This is a genomic window from Paraburkholderia caledonica NBRC 102488 (assembly GCF_000685095.1).
Lineage (GTDB): Bacteria > Pseudomonadota > Gammaproteobacteria > Burkholderiales > Burkholderiaceae > Paraburkholderia > Paraburkholderia caledonica.
Map to the genome: position 1 here is coordinate 195,690 of NZ_BAYE01000001.1, position 20,253 is coordinate 215,942.

General features: G+C 64.7%; 13 protein-coding genes. 7 read left to right on the forward strand and 6 right to left on the reverse strand.

Features of this window, described 5'->3' with window-relative positions; all coding sequences use genetic code 11:
* Window positions 1-67: 67 nt before the first annotated feature.
* Window positions 68-820: a 30S ribosomal protein S2 gene (gene rpsB, locus BCA01S_RS00980; protein ID WP_006048672.1), complete on the reverse strand. Its 753-nt coding sequence runs from the start codon at window positions 818-820 to the stop codon at window positions 68-70.
* Window positions 821-1,289: 469 nt separating this feature from the next.
* On the opposite strand from rpsB, the gene map reads away from it, so the two are divergent.
* The 3 genes from map to BCA01S_RS36695 all read left to right on the forward strand — a co-directional run bounded on the left by map (window position 1,290) and on the right by BCA01S_RS36695 (window position 6,848).
* Entirely contained in the window at window positions 1,290-2,099 is an 810-nt protein-coding gene (gene map, locus BCA01S_RS00985; RefSeq protein ID WP_027775330.1) for a type I methionyl aminopeptidase, read from the forward strand.
* Window positions 2,100-2,129: 30 nt separating this feature from the next.
* Window positions 2,130-4,709, forward strand: a complete 2,580-nt coding sequence (locus tag BCA01S_RS00990) for a [protein-PII] uridylyltransferase (protein WP_027775331.1) — start codon at window positions 2,130-2,132, stop codon at window positions 4,707-4,709.
* A gap of 123 nt (window positions 4,710-4,832) precedes the next feature.
* On the forward strand, window positions 4,833-6,848 hold the full coding sequence (locus BCA01S_RS36695; protein ID WP_063831968.1) for a pseudouridine synthase: 2,016 nt from the start codon (window positions 4,833-4,835) through the stop codon (window positions 6,846-6,848).
* A 144-nt stretch (window positions 6,849-6,992) separates the two neighbouring features.
* On the opposite strand, the gene def is transcribed toward BCA01S_RS36695, so the two are convergent.
* The 5 genes from def to BCA01S_RS01020 form a co-directional block, all read right to left on the reverse strand.
* Window positions 6,993-7,526 carry a peptide deformylase gene (gene def, locus BCA01S_RS01000; protein WP_027775333.1) on the reverse strand — a complete coding sequence of 178 codons (534 nt, stop codon included), beginning with the start codon at window positions 7,524-7,526 and terminating at the stop codon, window positions 6,993-6,995.
* The gene (gene ligA / locus BCA01S_RS01005; RefSeq protein ID WP_027775334.1) at window positions 7,523-9,589 is read right to left on the reverse strand and encodes an NAD-dependent DNA ligase LigA; all 2,067 of its coding nucleotides are present in this window, start codon (window positions 9,587-9,589) and stop codon (window positions 7,523-7,525) included. Before ligA ends, def begins: the two co-directional genes overlap by 4 nt.
* A gap of 186 nt (window positions 9,590-9,775) precedes the next feature.
* Entirely contained in the window at window positions 9,776-11,104 is a 1,329-nt protein-coding gene (locus tag BCA01S_RS01010) for a cell division protein ZipA C-terminal FtsZ-binding domain-containing protein (RefSeq protein ID WP_027775335.1), read from the reverse strand.
* Window positions 11,105-11,220: 116 nt separating this feature from the next.
* Window positions 11,221-14,739: a chromosome segregation protein SMC gene (gene smc, locus BCA01S_RS01015; RefSeq protein WP_027775336.1), complete on the reverse strand. Its 3,519-nt coding sequence runs from the start codon at window positions 14,737-14,739 to the stop codon at window positions 11,221-11,223.
* 159 nt (window positions 14,740-14,898) lie between these two features.
* Complete coding sequence (locus BCA01S_RS01020) at window positions 14,899-15,936, reverse strand: DMT family transporter (protein WP_027775337.1); 1,038 nt, start codon at window positions 15,934-15,936, stop codon at window positions 14,899-14,901.
* Between the two features lie 457 nt (window positions 15,937-16,393).
* Between BCA01S_RS01020 and dapC the strand changes: the two genes are divergently transcribed.
* The 4 genes from dapC to dapE all read left to right on the forward strand — a co-directional run bounded on the left by dapC (window position 16,394) and on the right by dapE (window position 20,238).
* Window positions 16,394-17,611, forward strand: coding sequence for a succinyldiaminopimelate transaminase (gene dapC, locus BCA01S_RS01030; RefSeq protein WP_027775339.1), 1,218 nt, complete (start codon window positions 16,394-16,396; stop codon window positions 17,609-17,611).
* Between the two features lie 137 nt (window positions 17,612-17,748).
* On the forward strand, window positions 17,749-18,576 hold the full coding sequence (dapD, locus tag BCA01S_RS01035) for a 2,3,4,5-tetrahydropyridine-2,6-dicarboxylate N-succinyltransferase (protein ID WP_027775340.1): 828 nt from the start codon (window positions 17,749-17,751) through the stop codon (window positions 18,574-18,576).
* Window positions 18,576-18,941 carry an ArsC family reductase gene (locus BCA01S_RS01040; RefSeq protein ID WP_027775341.1) on the forward strand — a complete coding sequence of 122 codons (366 nt, stop codon included), beginning with the start codon at window positions 18,576-18,578 and terminating at the stop codon, window positions 18,939-18,941. The genes dapD and BCA01S_RS01040 overlap by 1 nt, the downstream gene beginning before the upstream one ends.
* Window positions 18,942-19,098: 157 nt before the next feature.
* Window positions 19,099-20,238: a succinyl-diaminopimelate desuccinylase gene (gene dapE / locus BCA01S_RS01045; protein WP_027775342.1), complete on the forward strand. Its 1,140-nt coding sequence runs from the start codon at window positions 19,099-19,101 to the stop codon at window positions 20,236-20,238.
* The last annotated feature ends 15 nt before the right edge of the window (window positions 20,239-20,253 follow it).

Sequence of the window (20,253 nt, forward strand, 5' to 3'; positions counted from 1 at the left end):
ACGACGTCGCGGCTTAAAAAAAGGGGGCCTGTAGAAAGCCCCCTTTTTTGCCGGACACAGGGCAGCTTTACGCTTCCGCGTTGACCTCGACGAACTCGTCGCCGTCGTCGCCGCGTGCAGCCTGCACCACTTCGTTGACCGCATTGGCGCGGCCTTCGAGGATCGCGTCGGCCACGCCAGCCGCGTACAGAGCGACGGCCTTGCTGGCGTCGTCGTTACCCGGGATCACGTAGTCGATGCCTTCCGGCGAGTGGTTCGTATCGACCACTGCGATGACCGGCACGCCGAGCTTGTTAGCCTCGGTGACGGCGATCTTGTGGTAGCCGACGTCGACCACGAAAATCGCGTCCGGAATGCCGCCCATGTCCTTCACGCCGCCAATCGACTTTTGCAGCTTGGCCATTTCGCGTTCGAACAGCAGCGCTTCCTTCTTGCTCATGCGCTCCGTTTCGCCTGCTTCCAGCGCTGCTTCCATGTCCTTCAGGCGCTTGATCGAAACCTTCAGCGTCTTGAAGTTGGTCAGCATGCCGCCAAGCCAGCGTGCGTTGACGTACGGCATACCCGCGCGCTGCGCTTCCTGAGCGATCGTGTCGCGCGATTGACGCTTCGTGCCGACGAACAGGATTGTGCCGCGGTTCGCTGCCAGTTGACGCGCGTACTTCAGCGCGTCGTTGTACATCGGCAGCGTCTTTTCGAGGTTGATGATGTGAATCTTGTTGCGATGACCGAAAATGAAGGGAGCCATCTTCGGGTTCCAGAAGCGCGTTTGGTGACCGAAGTGGACACCGGCTTCCAGCATTTGACGCATGGTAACTGCCATGAAAATCTCCGCGAGGGTTGGGTCTTAAGCCGGCTGCCGTATCCGCCGCGCTGCCAGGTCAAGTCTTGCCTGGCTACGCGCCGCGGACACCCTGGGTGCGCCGGCTTGCGAATCTGCTGCCCGGTACAACTTTTCCCGTGACTCGGGCAGCCAGCGCCACGGGAAGCGTCGCTCACATCTGGTTGACACTGCTGACTGCCCAGACGGGTAACCAGCAGCGGCAAGAGAAGGACCGACCTAGCCAAAAATTATAGCATGCGACTATCGGCCGACTCAACCTGCCCGGTTGCTCGTCTTCGCTGCCGCCGGTTGCACCCGAACGCTTTCCGCCGCATCGCGCTCCGCCGCAAGGCTATGGATGGCGGGACACCGGTCCCGGCGCAAAAGCCGTCTGGCGACCGCCAAAACGCTGCGGCACCGGGAATATGGTGCGATAATCCCGGGATAAATCGCATTTCAGGCCCGACTCATGGCTATCACGCTAAAAAACGAACACGATATCGCGCAAATGCGCGTCGCCTGCAAGCTGGCGAGCGAAGTGCTCGATTACATCACGCCGTTCGTCACCGCTGGCGTCACCACCGGCGAACTCGACCGCCTGTGTCACGAATACATGCTGAAGGAACAGGGCACGGTCCCCGCGCCGCTGAACTATCAGCCGCCCGGCTATCCGCCCTACCCCAAGGCCACCTGCATTTCTGTCAACGACGTGATCTGCCACGGCATTCCCGGCGATAAGACGCTCAAGAATGGCGACGCGCTGAACATCGACATCACGGTGATCAAGAACGGCTATTTTGGCGATACGAGCCGGATGTTCATCGTGGGCGAGGGTTCGATTCTTGCCAAACGGCTCGTTCAGACCACCTTCGAGTGCATGTGGCTCGGCATCGACCAGGTGCGCCCGGGTGCGCATCTGGGTGACATCGGCTACGCGATCCAGAAGCACGCCGAGGCGCAGGGCTACAGCGTGGTGCGCGAGTATTGCGGCCACGGCATCGGCACGGTGTTCCATGAAGATCCGCAGATTCTCCACTATGGCCGCCCCGGCACGGGGCTCGAACTGCAAGCGGGCATGATTTTCACGATCGAGCCGATGATCAACGCCGGGCGCCGCGACATCCGCACCATGCCTGATCAGTGGACGGTCAAGACTAAAGACCGCAGCCTCTCGGCGCAATGGGAGCACACGGTGCTCGTGACGGAAACCGGCTATGACGTCCTGACCGTCTCCGCCGGCACGCCCGCGCGCCCGCCGGTGGTCGCCGCCACGGCCTGACCGATTTCGCTCCCCGACCTTCAGCCGCCCATGAGTAGTGTTCCAGCCGTCGCCCCGTCCCATGCCAAGTCGCTCAAGGCGGACTACAAAGTGGCCAAAGCCCAGTTGCTGGAACGCTTCAAGACCGCCACCAACGTGGAAGCGTTGATGGCGGCGCTTTCGCGCACCACCGACGACTCGCTGCGCGCCGCCTGGAATACCTGTGAACTGCCCTCGGACCTTGCGCTCCTCGCAGTGGGCGGTTATGGCCGTGGCGAGCTCGCGCCGCACTCCGACATCGACATTCTGGTGCTGCTGCCCGATGCGCCGCTTGAACACCTGGAAGCGCGTATCGAGCGTTTCATCAGCCTTGCGTGGGATCTGGGGCTGGAACTCGGCAGCAGCGTGCGCAGCGTTTCGCAGTGTCTCGAAGAAGCCGCGAACGACGTGACCGTGCGCACGTCGCTGTTGGAAGCGCGGCGCATCACGGGCAGCGCGGCGCTGTTCGACGACTTCGCGAAGCGTTATCGCGAGGCGCTGGATCCGAAAGCGTTTTTCCAGGCCAAAGTGCTGGAAATGCGCCAGCGCCACGCCAAGTTCCAGGACACGCCTTACGCGCTCGAGCCGAACATCAAGGAAAGCCCGGGCGGGCTGCGGGATCTCCAGCTGATCCTATGGATCACGCAGGCGGCCGGTTTTGGCAGCAGTTGGCGCGAACTCGAAGCACGCGGTCTCATTACAGAGCGCGAAGCGCAGGAACTGCGGCGCAACGAAGGTTTCCTGAAGTCGCTGCGCGCCCGGTTGCACGTCACCGCCGGCCGTCGTCAGGATATTCTGGTGTTCGATCTGCAAACGCCGGTGGCGGAAAGTTTCGGCTACAAGCCCACCGCAACCAAGCGCGCAAGCGAACAGCTGATGCGCCGTTATTACTGGGCCGCCAAGGCGGTCACGCAGCTGGCCACCATCCTGATCCAGAACATCGAGGCGCAGCTTTTCCCGAGCACGAGCGGCATTACGCGGGTGCTGTCGGACCGCTTCGTCGAAAAGCAGGGCATGCTCGAGATTGCGAGCGACGATGTGTTTCAGCGCGAGCCGAACGCGATCCTCGAAGCGTTCCTGCTGTACGAACAGACGCCGGGCGTGAAGGGCCTGTCGGCGCGCACGCTGCGCGCCATCTACAACGCGCGCGAGGTGATGGACCAGCACTGGCGGCGCGATCCGGAAAACCGGCGCCTCTTCATGGACATCCTGAAGCAGCCGGCCGGCATCACGCACGCGTTGCGCCTGATGAACCAGACGAGCGTGCTCGGGCGCTATCTGCTCAACTTCCGGCGCATCGTCGGACAGATGCAGCACGACCTGTATCACGTCTACACGGTCGACCAGCACATCCTGATGGTGCTGCGCAATCTGCGGCGCTTCGCGGTCGCCGAACACGCGCATGAGTATCCGTTCTGCAGCCAGTTGATCGTGGGCTTCGACCGGCCATGGGTGCTGTACGTCGCGGCGCTGTTTCACGATATCGCCAAGGGCCGCGGGGGCGACCACTCGACACTCGGCATGGCCGACGCGCGGCGCTTCTGCCGCAATCACGGCATCGAGGGCGAAGATGGCGACCTGGTGGTCTGGCTCGTGCAGCAGCACCTGACCATGAGCCAGGTCGCGCAGAAGCAGGACACGAGCGACCCGGAGGTCATCAAGCGTTTTGCCGAGCTGGTCGGCAACGAGCGCCGTTTGACCGCGCTGTATCTGCTGACCGTGGCCGACATCCGCGGGACCAGTCCAAAAGTCTGGAACACGTGGAAGGGCAAGCTGCTGGAAGACCTGTACCGCGCGACGCTCGCAGTGCTCGGCGGCGCGCGTCCGGACGCACATTCAGAGCTAGAGTCGCGTCAGGAAGAGGCGCTAGCGCTCCTCCGCCTCGAGACGGTGCCGGAAGGCGCGCAGAAAGCGCTGTGGGACAAGCTCGACGTCGGCTACTTTCTACGCCACGACGCGGCGGACATCGCATGGCAAACGCGCGTGCTCTACCGCTACGTCGAGACGCCCACGCCGATCGTTCGCGCCCGCCCTTCGCCGATCGGCGAAGCGCTTCAGGTACTCGTGTATGTGAAGGACCAGCCGGATCTGTTCGCCGGCATTTGTGCGTATTTCGACCGCAACGGCCTGTCGGTGCTCGATGCCCGGGTCAGCACCACGCGTCACGGCTATGCGCTGGATAATTTCCTGGTCGCGCATACCGAAGAAGACGTGCATTATCGCGACATTGCCAATCTCGTCGAGCAGGAACTGACCGCGCGCCTAACTGGCGACGGCACTTGGCTCCCGGGGCCGTCGAAAGGCCGCTTGTCGCGGCTTTCGCGAACTTTCCCTGTTACACCGCGCGTCGATCTTCGGGCCGACGAGCGCGGCCAGTACTACATCCTGTCCGTGTCGGCGAACGACCGGCCAGGCCTTCTTTATTCGATCGCGCGCGTGCTGGCCGAACATCGGGTCGGCGTCGCGTCGGCGCGGATCAACACGCTCGGCGAACGCGTCGAGGACGTGTTTCTGCTGGACGGACACGGTCTGTCGGACAACCGCCTGCAAATTCAGGTCGAGACGGAACTGCTGCGCGCGATTGCAGTGTGAGATTTCATGCGAGACAAATTAACAGCCAAGCACCCGCGGCCGGCTTCGTCCGAACGCGCCCCTGTCCGTAGCGGCAGCACGTCGGGACGTAAGCCGACACGGCCGGCAGGACCGAAATCGTCGATGGCGGACCCGAGCGGCCCGCGAGGCGAAGGCGCGGGCACGTCGTCCGGTGGCAAGCGTCCGGCTGGCGCAGGCGCGCGCGGACCGCGCGCTCCCCGCGCGGAAGGCTCATTCTCGCGCGAACGCGAAGCGGGCGGAGCCGGCGGCGCACGACGTGCGACGTCTGACCGGCCGCCGCGCAGCGAGAGCGCGGGCGCGCCTGCGCGGCGTTTCGAAGGAAGCGGCGAGCGTGGTCCGCGGCGTGAGGGTGGTGAGCGCGCGCCGCGCCGGTTTGAAAATCGCGCGGCTGGCGACGAGCGGGCGCCTCGTGGCGCGGGCGGCGAGCGCAGCGAACGCGCACCGCGTCGGTTTGAAGATCGGACGGGTGGAGGCCAGCGTGCGCCCGGTGGCGCAGGCGGTGAACGCGCACCGCGCCGTTTTGAGGATCGCGCGGGCAGCACCGACCGTGCGCCCCGCCGCTTCGAAGACCGTGCTGGTAACAGCGAGCGGTCGCCCCGTGGCCCGAGTGCCGAACGTGGTGAACGCGCACCGCGCCGTTTCGAAGATCGCACGGGCAGCACTGACCGCCCGCCCCGCCGCTTCGAAGACCGTGCTGGTAACAGCGAGCGGTCGCCCCGTGGCCCGAGTGCCGAACGCGGCGAACGCGCACCGCGCCGTTTCGAAGAACGCACGGGCGGCACTGACCGCCCGCCCCGCCGCTTCGAAGGCAATGCAGACCGCGGCGCCTCGCGCAGCTTCGACGGCGAACGCCGTCCGACCAGCGGCCCGCGGACGGGAGCAGGCCGTCCCGCGGAAGGCGGCCAGCGTGTCGAGCGTCCGACGCGCGGTGAACGCGAGGCTTCCGACCGCCCCCGCTTCGGCGCAGACCGCGGCGCCTCGCAAGACCGCCGCGGCGGCGAGCGCGGACCGCGCAGCGACAGCTCACCTCGACGCACAGAAAGCGAGCGCAGCTTTGCAAAGCCCGTCAAGAGCGGCTACGGCGACCGCGCCGATCGTCCGGCCCGCGCACCTGGTGACGCACGAGTCGAAAGAGGCGAACGCGCACCGGCTCGCCGCGAATTCGGCGACCGCGCCGCCCCGCGCACCGACCATGCGGAACGCCCGGCACGCGGCTTCGACAAAACACCGGCGGCCGAACGACGTTTCACCGACGACCGCCCCGCGCGAGCCAGCAAGTCGCGCGGTGCCGCTCCGGCCGAACATCGCCCGAACGCGGAGGCTGCCCCGCGCACGCCGCGTCGCGATATCGAGGACGCGCCCGGCACCCTGCGCCTCTCCAAGCTCATGTCCGAACTGGGCCTGTGCTCGCGCCGCGAAGCCGACGAATGGATCGAGAAAGGCTGGGTGCTCGTCGACGGCGAGCGGATCGACACGTTAGGCACGAAGGTTCGCCCGGATCAGCGGATCGAGATCGATCCCGCTGCCGAGGCCGTGCAAGCAAGCCAGGTCACGGTGCTGATCCATAAGACTGTCGGCTACGTGTCGGGCCAGGCAGAAGACGGCTACCAGCCGGCCATCACGCTCGTCACGCCGGAGAATCGCTGGGAAGGCGACCGCTCGGACATCCGCTTCTCCGTCGCGCATCTGCGGCAGCTCGCGCCGGCCGGGCGTCTGGACATCGATTCGACAGGCTTGCTGGTGTTGACGCAGGACGGCCGCATCGCCAAGCAGCTGATCGGCGGCCATTCCGACATCGACAAGGAATATCTGGTGCGCGTCGCCTACGGCGAACACACGGTCGACGTCGAAAGTCACTTCCCGCCGGAAAGCCTCGCGCTCTTGTGCCACGGTCTCTCGCTCGACGACGTGCCGCTCAAGCCGGCGCAAGTCAACTGGCAAAACGGCGAGCAGTTGCGCTTCGTGCTGCGCGAAGGAAAGAAGCGCCAGATTCGCCGGATGTGCGAACTGGTCGGCCTCGAGGTGCTTGGCCTGAAACGCGTGCGGATGGGCCGCGTGATGCTTGGCGCGCTACCGCCGGGGCAGTGGCGCTACCTCGCACCGGACGAGTCGTTCTGACGCCATCTGGCAAGCTCAGAGGCTGCGCGGCCGACCGCTTCGTGCGATCTTGAAGCGCATCGAGCGCCGCAGCAGCCCAATAAAAAACCCACGCAGTTGCGTGGGTTTTTTATTATCACCGCGCGGCACCCGCCAACGGTCGCCTCAATCGTCGCTATTCGGATCCATGTCCGGAAACAGCACTTCTGTAAAGCCAAACTTGGCGAAGTCTGTAATCCGCATTGGATACAGCTTGCCGATCAGATGATCGCATTCGTGCTGTACGACGCGCGCATGAAAACCTTCGGCGACGCGGTCGATCGGCGTGCCGTACTGGTCGAAGCCGTGATACTTGATCATCGAAAAGCGGCTGACCGCGCCGCGCAGGCCCGGAACAGACAGGCAACCCTCCCAGCCCTCTTCCATATCCAGCGAAACCGGCGTGATGGTCGGATTGATCAGCACCGTTTCCGGCACCGGCGGCGCGTCCGGATACCGTTCGTTGCTGCCGAACCCGAAGATCACCACCTGCAGGTTGACGCCGATCTGCGGCGCGGCGAGCCCCGCTCCGTTCGCATGGTGCATGGTCTCGAACATGTCTTTCACGAGTTCATGCAATTGCGGCGTGCCGAAGTGATCGACCGGATCGGCAATGCGCAGCAGGCGCGGATCGCCCATCTTGAGAATTTCGCGGATCATAACTGCCCCTCCAGGAGCTTACGCATACCATCTTCGTCGAGTACGGGAATGCCGAGTTCCTCGGCCTTCGCTAACTTGCTGCCTGCTTCGGCCCCCGCCACCACATAGTCTGTTTTCTTGGACACCGAGCCGGCCACTTTCGCGCCGGCCGCTTCGAGCATTTCCTTCGCCTCCTCGCGAGCCAGACTCGGCAAGGTGCCCGTCAATACAACGGTCTTGCCGGCCAGCACGCCCTGCGGCGCCTTCGGCGCGGGCGGCCCTTCAGGCCACGTGACCTTGCCAGGCGCGCGCAGCTGCTCGATCACCGTGCGGTTATGCTCTTCGGCGAAAAACTGGTGAATGGATTCGGCGACGACCGGCCCGACGTCGTTGACCTCCAGCAATGCTTCCACCGAGGCCTCCATGATCGGATCAAGCGAGCCGAAATGCTTCGCCAGATCTTTCGCCGTGGATTCGCCGACATGGCGAATGCCGAGCGCGTAAATAAAACGGGCAAGCGTAGTGTGCTTGGCCTTCTCGAGCGAGTCGAGCAGGTTCTGCGCGGACTTGTCGGCGAAACGGTCGAGCTCTGCGAGCGTCGAGAAGCCCAGGTAGAACAGATCGGCGGGCGTACGCACCAGGTTCTGTTCTACCAGTTGGTCGATGATCTTCTCGCCCAGCCCGTCTATGTCCAATGCGCGCCGTTGCGCGAAATGCCACAGCGCCTGCTTGCGTTGGGCCGGACAGAACAGGCCGCCGGTGCAACGCGCAATCGCCTCGTCGGGCAGCCGCTCGATGTTCGAGCCGCACACCGGACAATGCGTGGGCATCACAAATTCGTGCGCGTCATCCGGGCGACGGTCGATGAGCGCGCTCACCACTTCCGGAATGACATCGCCCGCGCGCCGAACGATCACCGTGTCGCCGATACGGATGTCCTTGCGACGCACTTCGTCTTCGTTATGCAGCGTGGCGTTCGTGACAGTCGCGCCGCCGACGAACACGGGCTCGAGGCGCGCCACTGGCGTGATCGCGCCGGTGCGCCCCACTTGCACGTCGATCGCGACCAGTTTCGTCAACGCTTCCTGCGCCGGGAATTTGTGCGCGAGTGCGAAACGGGGCGCACGCGACACGAAGCCGAGCGCGTCCTGCTCGTCGCGCCGGTTGACCTTGTACACGACGCCGTCGATGTCGTACGGCAGCTTGTCGCGCTTCTCGCCGACCGCATGGAAAAACGCGAGCAGACCTTCGGCGCCCTTCACGACCGCGCGCTCCGCATTGACGGGCAAGCCGAGTTCCTTGTACCAGTCGAGCAGTTCGCTATGTGTGGCCGGCATCTCGACGCCTTCGAGCACGCCGATGCCATACGCGAAGAACGACAGCGGCCTTTGCGCGGTGATTTTCGAATCGAGCTGACGCAAGCTGCCCGCCGCGGCGTTGCGCGGATTGGCAAACTCCTTGTGACCCGCGGCGCGCTGACGTTCGTTCAGACGCTCGAAGTCTCGCTTGAACATCAGCACTTCGCCGCGCACGTCGAGTATGTGCGGCACGCGCTTGCCCTTGAGCTTGAGCGGAATCGAGCGGATCGTGCGGACGTTCTCCGTGACGTTCTCGCCAGTCGTGCCGTCGCCGCGCGTGGCGGCCTGCACAAACACACCGTCGACATAGCGCAGCGAGATCGCGAGGCCGTCGAACTTCAACTCGGCCGCGTAGTCGACCGGCACCGGCGGCTCTTTCGCATTGTTGCCGAGTGCGTCGCCGACGCGCTTGTCGAACGCGAGAATGTCTTCGTCTGCGAAACCGTTGTTCAGTGACAGCATGGGCTGGTCGTGGACGACCGGCTCGAACCCGCTTGCCGCCTCGCCACCGACGCGCTGAGTGGGCGAATCAGGGACGATCAGGTCGGGATGCTGCGCCTCGATGCTCTCCAGTTCCTTGAACAGTTTGTCGTACTCCGCGTCCGGCAAGTCGGGCTGGTCGAGCACGTAGTAGGCGTAATTGGCGCGTTCGAGTTCCGCGCGCAGCCACGCGGCCCGCTCGGCCGGAGCGCTGGTTGCTGGATCTGAGGCGGGAGTTCGAGCCATGCTGTAGGGCGCTTCTTCAGTGAAATTGGACACTGGATTATCGCAGGAAGCGTGCCCCTTTACATCGGCCGAATGGCCAGCTTGCAGACCTGAGCGCGAGTATGCGGAAGTCGGCGGCGTTACTCTTCAAAACGACAACGGCCGCGCATTGCGCGGCCGTTCGAGGCGTTTTTTAAACTCGGCGGGTTATTGACTGAACAGTCGCCGAGTGGCGGGCGATCCTGCCGGAATGCCGGCCTGTTCCAGCTTCGCGTAAAGCGTCATCAACTGCTTTTCGATGGCGAGCAGCGCGGTCTCCGGCAACGGGCGGCGGCCGTCGTCCACCACCCGCCCGCCGATGCGCTCGGCCAGCGACTTCGCGTAGTCGCACATCAGACGGAACGGCAAGATGTCTTCGTCGGCCACCGGCACGTCGAGCACCAGCGTGATCATCTGACCGCCCTTGTACGTGAGGTCGTCGCGCAGGAAGTTCGTGTCGCCGAACTGCAGCATGAACACCGGGCTCTGGCGCGCGTCCAGCTTGACGAAACGCGTGCCGTCGCGCGAAAGCAGCAAGCCGTCTTGCGACGCCACGGCTTGCACGTAGTTGGCCGACCAGGGCGCGCCGTCGGAGAGCACGTTGATCGACAACTGCGCGTCGCACTGCGCGGCGAAACCGTCGAGTTCACGCGCCATCGCGACTGTTTCGAGCATGTCGGGAAATTCCGGCGACGCGTCGATTGCGTCGGCAAACTGCTGTACGCCCGTCACGAACTCGGAGAATTCAAGTTCGTTCAACGCACCGCTGCGATTGGCCAGCTGCGCGGCCGCGCGCAACTCTTCATAACGCGCGCCGTTTTGCAACAACTCCCACGCGCCGCCCTCGAGTTTGCCTTCGATATGTACCGGCTTGCTGCCGGCCCGGCGCAAACGCTGCGCAAGTGGAATCACCTTGTCGCCCGCAACCGGTCCGTTCAGACGAATCGGCACGATGCAGTCGATGCGGCGATCGACGATAGCCGGCGGCGCGGACGAGATCGTCGTGGCAGCGGGCAAAATCGGCTCGATCTGTTCGTCGGCTTCGCGCGACGCGTTGCTCGCGGGTTGTTGACCAGCCGCCGCCGCGTCCTTGCCGGCGTCGGCACCGAGGCTCCCCTTTGCGCCGCCCTCAGCCTCGGCATCATCGCCGTCTGACAGATAGCCGTTCGGTGTGGTCGTCTCTGCCTGAATGTCGGCCGGCGTATCAAGCGGTGCGGCGCCTACCGGCGCGCCAAAAGTCGGTTCGACGCGGGCCGACGCCGTGTCGGCGGATGCCTCTGCGCCCACTACCGGCTCGCGGCGCGTAGTGGGCCGAGCCGGTTCAATGAACGGGCTCTGTTCCTGATGGTCGTCGCGCGCAAAATTTTCCGCGGCGTCCGCGGGCATGGGCCGCGGCATCTTGCGGCGCACCTTGGCGCTCTGCCACGCGTTGTACACCACCACGCCCCCGACCACCACGGCACCCGCGCCGATCAAACCGAGTGTCAACTCGTCCATGCATGCTCCATCAGCAATTCTTTATCTGCGCGTCCTGACGCCCGCCCCACGTATCGCGCGGCGAGTGCCGCAGCGCTGAACGCGGGCGCCCGCGCTTCCTTGATTCAAACGAAAACTTAAACGATATTCTGGGCGAAACCCGCAGCCGTTTCCATGTCGACGGCAACGATGCGCGACACGCCCTGCTCCTGCATCGTCACGCCGATCAGTTGCTGCGCCATTTCCATCGCGATCTTGTTGTGCGAAATGAAAAGGAACTGGGTTTTGTCCGACATCGCGCGTACCAGATTGGCGAAACGTTCGGTGTTGGCGTCGTCTAGTGGCGCATCCACTTCGTCGAGCAGACAGAACGGCGCCGGGTTCAACTGGAACATCGCGAACACGAGCGCGGTTGCAGTCAGCGCTTTTTCGCCGCCCGACAGCAGGTGAATCGTCGAGTTTTTCTTGCCCGGAGGCTGCGCCATCACCTGTACGCCGGCGTCCAGAATCTCGTCGCCCGTCATGATCAGCTTCGCCTGGCCGCCGCCAAAGAGACGCGGGAACAGTTCGCCGAAATGACGGTTCACTTCGTCGAACGTGCCTTGCAAGAGCGTGCGCGTTTCCGCGTCGATCTTGCGGATTGCGTCTTCGAGCGTCTCGATCGCGCTCGTCAAATCGGCCGATTGCGAGTCGAGGAACGACTTGCGCTCGGTGGCCGCCTTGAGTTCGTCGAGCGCGGCCATGTTGACCGGACCGAGCGCGGTGATCGCGTTGTTGATGCGCGTGACTTCGCCCTGCAGATACGACGGCTTCATGTCCGGCGTGAGCTTGGCCTGCAGTTCCGCCTCGTCGACGCCCGCTGCCGCCAGTTGCTCGATGAACTGCTCGCCGTTCAGCCGCGCGGCCTGTTCCTTCAGTTGCAATTCGTTGATGCGGTCGCGCAGCGGTTGCAGCGCGCGCTCGGCGGTGAGACGCGTTTCGTCCGCGGCGCGCAGCTTCGCAGTCAGGTCGTCCAGTTCGAGACGCGCAGCGTGCAGCGCCTCTTCCTTGACCGCGCGAATGTCGAGCGCGTCCTGCAAGCCCGTGTGAGCGGTCTGCTCGTTGATGGTTTCGAGTTCGGCGCGCGCGTCTTCGAGCGACGCCGCGACGCGCTCGCTCTGCTCGTGCGCGACCTGAATGCTGCGCTTCAATTCGTCGATGCGGTTCGCCATGTTGCGCGCGGCGAAGCGTGCGTCGGTCGCGGCGCGGTCAAGGTCGCGTGCCTCGCCGCGTGCAGCGGTAAGCGCTTCGTCGAGCGCCTCGAAAGCCAGTTGATGATCTTCGAAACGCGCCTGCAATTCGGCGAGTTCACCGTCGTAACGCTCGAAGTTCGCTTCGGATTCCGCACGCATCGCGCGCTGCTCTTCGATCTGTGCGTTGATCTCCTCGAGCTCTTCACGAATCTGCGTGCTGCGCTGCGTGTAACGCTCGTGCGCCTGCGTGAGCTTGAGCACGTCGAGTTGCAACGCGTGCACGCGCTGGGTCGCGCGCTCGGCCTGCTGACGCACGTCGGTCAGCGCCTGCGCCGCTTGCGTGTGCGCGGCTTCGGCGCGGATCGCGGCAGCCTTTGCTTCGTCGGCGAGCAGGGCTTGTGCGCGCACCTGACGCGCGAGATTTTCGATTTCCTGCTGACGGGCCAGCATGCCGGCCTGTTCGGAATCGGCCGCATATAGTTGCACGCCGACGCGCGTCACCACGTGCCCGGCCTTCACGACGAACGAGCCGCCCTCGGGCAATTGCGAGCGCATGCTGAGCGCCTGCTGCAGATCGTCGGCGACGAACGCAAGGCCGAGCCAGTCGTTCAACACCGCGCGGATGCCCGCGTCGTCGATACGAACCAGCGACAGCAGCGGCCGAAGCGCGGGCGACGCCGCAACCGGCTGACCGGCGACGGGCGGTGCGTAGAACGCGAGCTTGGCGGGCGGCGCGTCGGTAGCGAACGCCTTGACCCAGTCGAGATTCGATACTTCGAGCGCGGCGAGCCGCTCGCGCAGCACGGCTTCGAGCGCGGCTTCCCAACCGGACTCGACGTGCAGCTTCTTCCACAGTCGCGGCAGGCCGCCGAGCTCGTGCTTTTCGAGCCACGGCTGAATCTTGCCTTCGGTCTGGACGCTTTCCTGCAACTGCTTGAGCGCCGCAAGGCGTGCGTCAAGCTGATGAATCTGCGCGCTTTCCGCCTGCACGCGCTCCTGCGCGGCACGCCTTTCGGCGTCCAGACGCGGCAGGGTTTCTTGCGCATCGGCAAGACGCGTTTGCGCGTCGTGCAGAATCTCTTCGTGTTCCGCGAGTTGCATGCGCAACTCTTCGAGCTGTGCTTCGTCGGGTGCGTCGAGGCCGCCGGCTTCTGCCTTCAGCCGCTCGTGACGCTGTTGCAACTGCTGCAATTGCTGATCGGCATTGCGCTGATGCGCCGCTTCCAGCTTGAGCGCCTGTTCGGTCTGCGCAATGCCGCCGCGCTCCGCATTCAGTTCGGCTTGCGCATCGCGCCAGCGCGCTTCGAGCGCAGGCATTGCGTCGTGCTTCGCGGCGGCTTCTTCTTCGGCGAGCGCGGCCTTTTCTTCGGCGACGGCGAGTTGCTTCTCGGCGTCTTCGAGATCGCCTTGCGCTTTTTCAGCCTGCGATTGCCACTGTTCACGCTGCGCGGTCAGCGCAGCGATTTGCGCCTGGACGCGGTTGCGCGATTCGACGATGAACTTGATTTCGGCTTCGAGCCGGCTCACTTCGGCGTTCGCTTCGTACAGCGCGCCTTGTGCGCCCTGCATCGCGTCGCTCGCCGAGTAATGCGCGACGCGCAGCGTTTCGAGTTGCGCTTCGACTTCGCGCAGCCTGGCGGTTTGCGCTTCGAGGTCGATTTGCGCCTGTTCGATGGCGCGCTGCTGACGTTCCTGCTCGCTGCCCGCCTCGTTCTTGCGCAACAGCCATAACAGGCGTTGCTTCTCTTCGCCGTCGGTTTGCAGTTCCTTGTAGCGCGTGGCGACGACAGCTTGCGCTTCGAGCTTCTCGAGGTTCGTGCCCAGTTCGCGGACGATGTCCTCGACCCGCGTCAGATTCTCACGCGTGTCGTGCAGGCGGTTCTCCGTCTCGCGGCGGCGCTCCTTGTACTTGGAAACGCCCGCGGCTTCTTCGAGAAAGACGCGCAGTTCTTCGGGCTTCGCTTCGATCAGGCGCGCGATCATGCCTTGCCCGATGATCGCGTAGGCGCGCGGGCCGAGACCGGTGCCGAGGAAAATGTCCTGAATGTCGCGGCGACGCGCCGGCAGGTTGTTGATGTAGTAGCTCGACGTGCCGTCGCGCGTGAGCACGCGCTTCACGGCGATCTCGGCATACTGGCCCCACTGTCCGGCGGCACGCCCGTCGGCGTTGTCGAACACGAGTTCGACGCTGGCGCGGCTGCCCGGTTTGCGCGCAGTCGAGCCGTTGAAGATCACGTCCTGCATCGACTCGCCGCGCAGCTCAGAGGCGCGCGATTCGCCGAGCACCCATCGCACGGCGTCGATAATGTTGGACTTGCCGCATCCATTGGGTCCGACCACGCCGACTAGCTGGCCCGGAACCTGGAAATGCGTGGGATCGACGAATGACTTGAATCCAGCGAGTTTGATCGAGGTCAGACGCACGGCGATTTCGCTGTTTGAAAGGGAGAAAAAATAAGTGGCTCACGAAGGCCGCATGAGCCGTCCGCCGCTGCAGCGATGCGGCCCGCGCTCCTTGCCAGCCCTCGAGACATGGGCGCCGGCTGCACGCGCATCGCGCATGCGCCGGCTAATGAGGGGCAATCATACCATCGCGCGTGGGCGGTTCTTGCCGTCCTTATGGTCGTCGCACTCGTGGATGTCGGCCGAGCATGTGCTCGTGGCGCTCGCGGCGCCCGGGTCGTCGCTCGGCTCCTCGCCCGCGTCCTGATTGGCGGGATCGGGCGGCATTGCCTTCGTCCGATGCATCCAGCTCGACAGCGCCGAAGCAAGCACGATGCACACGCCGCCCGCCCATTCGCGCGGGCCGGGCGTCTCGCCGGCAAAGAGCCACGCGGACAGGGCCGTGACCACGAGTTCGAACAGCATGATGATCGACGCCCGGTTGGCCGGCACGCGCGACAGCCCGTATTGCACGAGCATGTTGTTCGATGCGAGCAGGAAACCGAGGCCGAGCACCAGCCAGGCGGCAGTAGCGAGATGTGCGCCGGTGGGCGGCGCGGGCATCGCTTCGAATAGCGACGCGCAAGCGCCAAAAATCGCCGCGCCGCCGAAGATGGTCGCGGTGCGCATCTCCGGCTTCATCTGCGGCAATACACGGCTTGTCTTCAGGATCAGGACGTTGCTCATCGCGAAGCCCATGCCACCCGCGAGGCCCGCCCATTCCGCGAGATTGCCCGGCAGCGGAAGGCCGAGCTGCGGCGACCACAGCATCGTCATTGCGCCGGCCAGCGACAGCGCGGCGAGCCCCGCGCCGGCCCACGTCAGGCGTTCATGCAGGATGAAGTGCGCGAAGACCGCGGTCCATGCAGGTGTCAGATAGAAGAGCAGAAGCACGCGCATCACCTGCCCGTGGATCGATCCCCACACGAAGCCGAGATTCGTGATGCCCGCGGCGAGCGCGAGCGCCGGCAGCAGCCAGTGCCAGCGCACGGTTTTCAGCGCCCGATGGCGCACCAGCAGGACGAACAGGCAACCGGCGCCGCTCGTGAGCGCGCTCGCGGCCGTGCCGGTCACGCCGAGCGATGCGAGCATTCGCAACGGATACCAGATCATTCCCCACACCGACGCGCCCAGCATGATCGCGAGCGTCGGCCAGCCTGTGCGAAGCCAGTTGGTCATGGCGACGCTCTCCGCGAGACGGTGCCAAGGTCGATGCGGGTGACGGTGCTGTTCGTGTCACGGACTGCGGCGTTTTCGCACGTTCGTCGTTCGGACGTCTCCTCGATTGCTGCGTACATTGCTGCTCCTGCCTTGTTTCTGCGCGGACTGTTACGTTCCGCGTCGTTCCCGCTGCAGCGCATTAGCTGCGCCGCCTGGCGGGTGGTGGTGCCTTGGTAATGCCTTGTCTAATGCCAGGCTTGTGCTGATTGATGACTCCTTGGCGCCAGGCCGGCCTCGCCGATGCCCGCTTGCCGCAAGTTTGACCGTGGCCTACGCCCACCCGCGACCCAACGCCAGCCCCCACGCACGCTATAATCCCATGCTCGCCGCCGCTGCCGTTTTCGCGCGGCGCGGCCCAGCGCATGCGCCGTCGTGCATCTTTCCGCGCCCTCTTCGATCAGGCTCGATCCGCCCAGTGAATCCGCTACTCGACTCCCTCCAGCCCTATCCGTTCGAAAAGCTGCGCGCGCTTTTCAAAGACGTCGCGCCGGCCGCCGGCTTCCCGCATATCAGCTTCGGCATTGGCGAGCCGAAACATCCGACGCCCACGTTGATAACCGACGCCGTGATCGCCTCGCTCGGCGGTCTGTCCGCGTATCCGGCCACCGTAGGGTCGCTGCCGTTGCGCGAGTCGATCGCGAAGTGGGTTACGCAGCGCTACGGCCTGCCGCCGGTGGATCCCGCGACCCAGGTGCTGCCGGTCTCGGGTTCGCGCGAGGCGCTGTTTGCGCTCGCACAAACGGTCATCGACCCGAAGCGCAACGCGAAAGGCGAGCCTGCGATCGTACTCTGTCCGAACCCGTTCTACCAAATCTACGAAGGCGCGGCGATTCTCGCGGGCGCAGAGCCCTATTTCGTCAATAGCGACCCGGCGCGCAACTTCGCGTGCGATTACTCGGCGGTGCCGGCCGACGTCTGGGCTCGCACGCAACTGCTGTATGTCTGCTCGCCGGGCAACCCGACCGGCGCGGTGCTGACGCTCGAAGACTGGCGCGAACTCTTCGCGCTGTCGGACCGCCACGGCTTCGTGATCGCCTCCGACGAGTGCTACTCCGAGATCTATTTCGACGAAGCCAACGCGCCGCTCGGCGGCCTCGAAGCGGCGCACAAGCTCGGCCGCGGTTATGACAGACTCATCATGCTGTCGAGCCTGTCGAAGCGCTCGAATGTGCCCGGCATGCGCTCGGGCTTCGTCGCGGGCGACGCGGCGATTCTCAAAGACTTCCTGTTGTACCGGACGTACCACGGCGCGGCGTTGTCGACGGTGTTTCAAAGCGCGAGCATCGCAGCCTGGAACGACGAAGCGCACGTGCGCGAGAACCGCGCGAAATACGTGCAGAAGTTTTCCACCGTCACGCCGATGCTTGCGGCGGTGCTCGACGTGCGCCTGCCCGACGCCGCGTTCTATCTGTGGGCCGACGTCTCGCGCACCGGCCTCACGGACACGGAGTTCGCCCAGCGTCTTTACGCCGACTATAATGTGACGGTTCTGCCGGGCTCGTTCCTCGCGCGCACCGCGCACGGCGTCAATCCCGGCCGCAATTTCGTGCGCCTCGCGCTTGTCGCCGACGTCGACGAATGCACGCAGGGCGCGCAACGCATCGTCGATTTTTGCCGCGGGCTTGCGGGCTGAGTTTGCCGGGTTCCAGGCCGGCTCGTCGTCAGATTCGTCGCGTGGCCTGCCGCTGATTGTTCCTGTTCCGTTTTCCCGGCGAACGCCTTGCGCACCGCCTCCCTTCTTCAGACTTCAACTCTTCAGAAAGCACGCATATGTCGCAACAACTTCAGCAAATCATCGACACCGCCTGGGACAACCGCGCCGAGCTGTCGCCCAAGGCCGCGCCGGCCGACGTGCGTGAAGCCGTCGCCCACGCCATCGAGCAACTGGACAAGGGCGCGCTGCGCGTCGCCGAGAAGAAGGACGGCGACTGGGTCGTCAATCAATGGCTGAAGAAAGCCGTGCTGCTGTCGTTCCGCCTCGAAGACAACGCGCCGATGCCGGCAGGCGGCTACAGCCAGTTCTACGACAAGGTGCCCTCGAAGTTCGCCAACTACACCGCTGAAGACTTCGCCGCCGGCGGCTTTCGCGTCGTGCCGCCCGCCATCGCGCGCCGCGGCTCGTTCATCGCGAAGAACGTCGTGCTGATGCCGTCGTACACCAACATCGGCGCCTATGTCGACGAAGGCTCGATGGTCGACACGTGGGCCACCGTCGGTTCCTGCGCGCAGATCGGCAAGAACGTGCACCTGTCGGGCGGCGTGGGCATCGGCGGCGTGCTGGAGCCGCTGCAGGCAAACCCGGTCATCATCGAAGACAACTGCTTCATCGGCGCGCGTTCGGAAGTGGTGGAAGGCGTGATCGTCGAAGAAAATTCGGTGATTTCGATGGGCGTGTACCTCGGCCAGAGCACCAAGATCTACGACCGCGAAACCGGCGAAGTCACATACGGTCGCATTCCGGCGGGCTCGGTCGTGGTGGCGGGCAACCTGCCGTCAAAGGACGGTTCGCACAGCCTCTATTGCGCCGTGATCGTCAAGAAGGTCGACGCAAAGACACGTGCGAAGGTCGGCTTGAATGAGCTTCTGCGAGGCGACTAATGGCGCGCGGCACCAAGACTGTCGTCTACGGAATTCCGAACTGCGACACCGTGAAGAAGGCGCGTGTGTGGCTCGAAGAGCACGGCGTGGAGTTCGAGTTTCATGACTTCAAGAAAGCCGGCGTGACCGAGCCGCTCGTGCAGGACTGGCTGAAAGACGTCAAGCTCGACGCATTGCTGAACCGCCGCGGCACGACGTGGCGCGGTCTGTCCGACGACATGAAGGCGGCGGCGGACACGCAGCCGGGCGCGATCGCGTTGATGATCCACAAGCCGTCGGTCATCAAGCGGCCCGTGCTGGTGATCAACGGGCGCGTGAAGTCGCTTGGTTTTTCGCCCGAAGAATATGCGGCGCTGTTTGCGTGAGCATGGCGGCGTTCGCGTGAGCGCTGCGCCGCTTGCGCTGCCGCTGCATTGTGTTGCTTGAACGCGGCGTCCCCGCGTTGCGTCAAAGCTGTTGCCGGCTGCGGTGCGTCACCGCCAGCCGGCATTTTTTCATCCCAAAGTGGCTTGTATCGAATCCATGTCCGGCACCCTCGCCCTTACCGAACAACTGATCGCGCGCGCCTCCGTCACGCCCGACGATCAGCATTGCCAGCGCCTCCTGATCGAACGCCTGTCCGCGCTCGGCTTCGAGCACGAAACCATTGAATCCAACGGCGTAACGAACCTGTGGGCCGTCAAACGCGGCGTTGACGGCCGCGCGGGCAAGCTGCTTGCCTTTGCCGGCCACACGGACGTGGTGCCCACCGGCCCGCTGGAGCAATGGCAGTCCGCGCCGTTCGAACCGACGCATCGCGACGGCAAGCTGTACGGTCGCGGCGCAGCCGACATGAAAACCTCGATCGCCGGCTTCGTGGTCGCGAGCGAGGAGTTCGTCGCGGCGCACCCGCGGCATCGCGGCTCGATCGCGTTCCTGATCACGAGCGACGAAGAAGGCCCCGCCACCGACGGCACCGTCAAAGTCGTCGAGGCGCTGCAAGCGCGCGGCGAGCGCATGGACTATTGCATCGTCGGCGAACCGACTTCGAGCACGCAGTTCGGCGACACGGTGAAAAACGGCCGGCGCGGTTCGATGTCGGGCAAGCTCGTCGTCAAGGGCGTGCAAGGCCATATCGCTTATCCGCATCTGGCGAAAAATCCGGTGCATCTGCTCGCGCCCGCGCTGGCGGAACTCGTCGCCGAGCGCTGGGACGACGGCAATGAATACTTCCCTCCCACCACGTGGCAGGTGTCGAATATCCATAGCGGCACCGGCGCCACCAACGTGATTCCCGGCCACGCGGACGTGATGTTCAACTTCCGCTTCTCGACAGCCAGCACCGTGCAAGGCTTGCAGCAACGCGTGCATGCAATCCTGGACCGGCATGGTCTCGAATACGACCTGCAGTGGACCGTGAGCGGCTTGCCATTCCTCACGCCCCACGGCGATCTGTCGAACGCGCTGGCCAAAGCGATCAAGGACGAAACCGGCGTGAGCACCGAACTGTCGACCACCGGCGGCACCTCGGACGGCCGCTTCATCGCGCGGATCTGCCAACAGGTGGTCGAGTTCGGCCCGCTGAACGCCAGCATTCACAAGATCGACGAACATATCGACGTCGCCCACATCGAGCCGCTTAAAAACGTGTACCGCCGCGTGCTCGAACAACTGATCGCTTAACCGGGATATATCCAA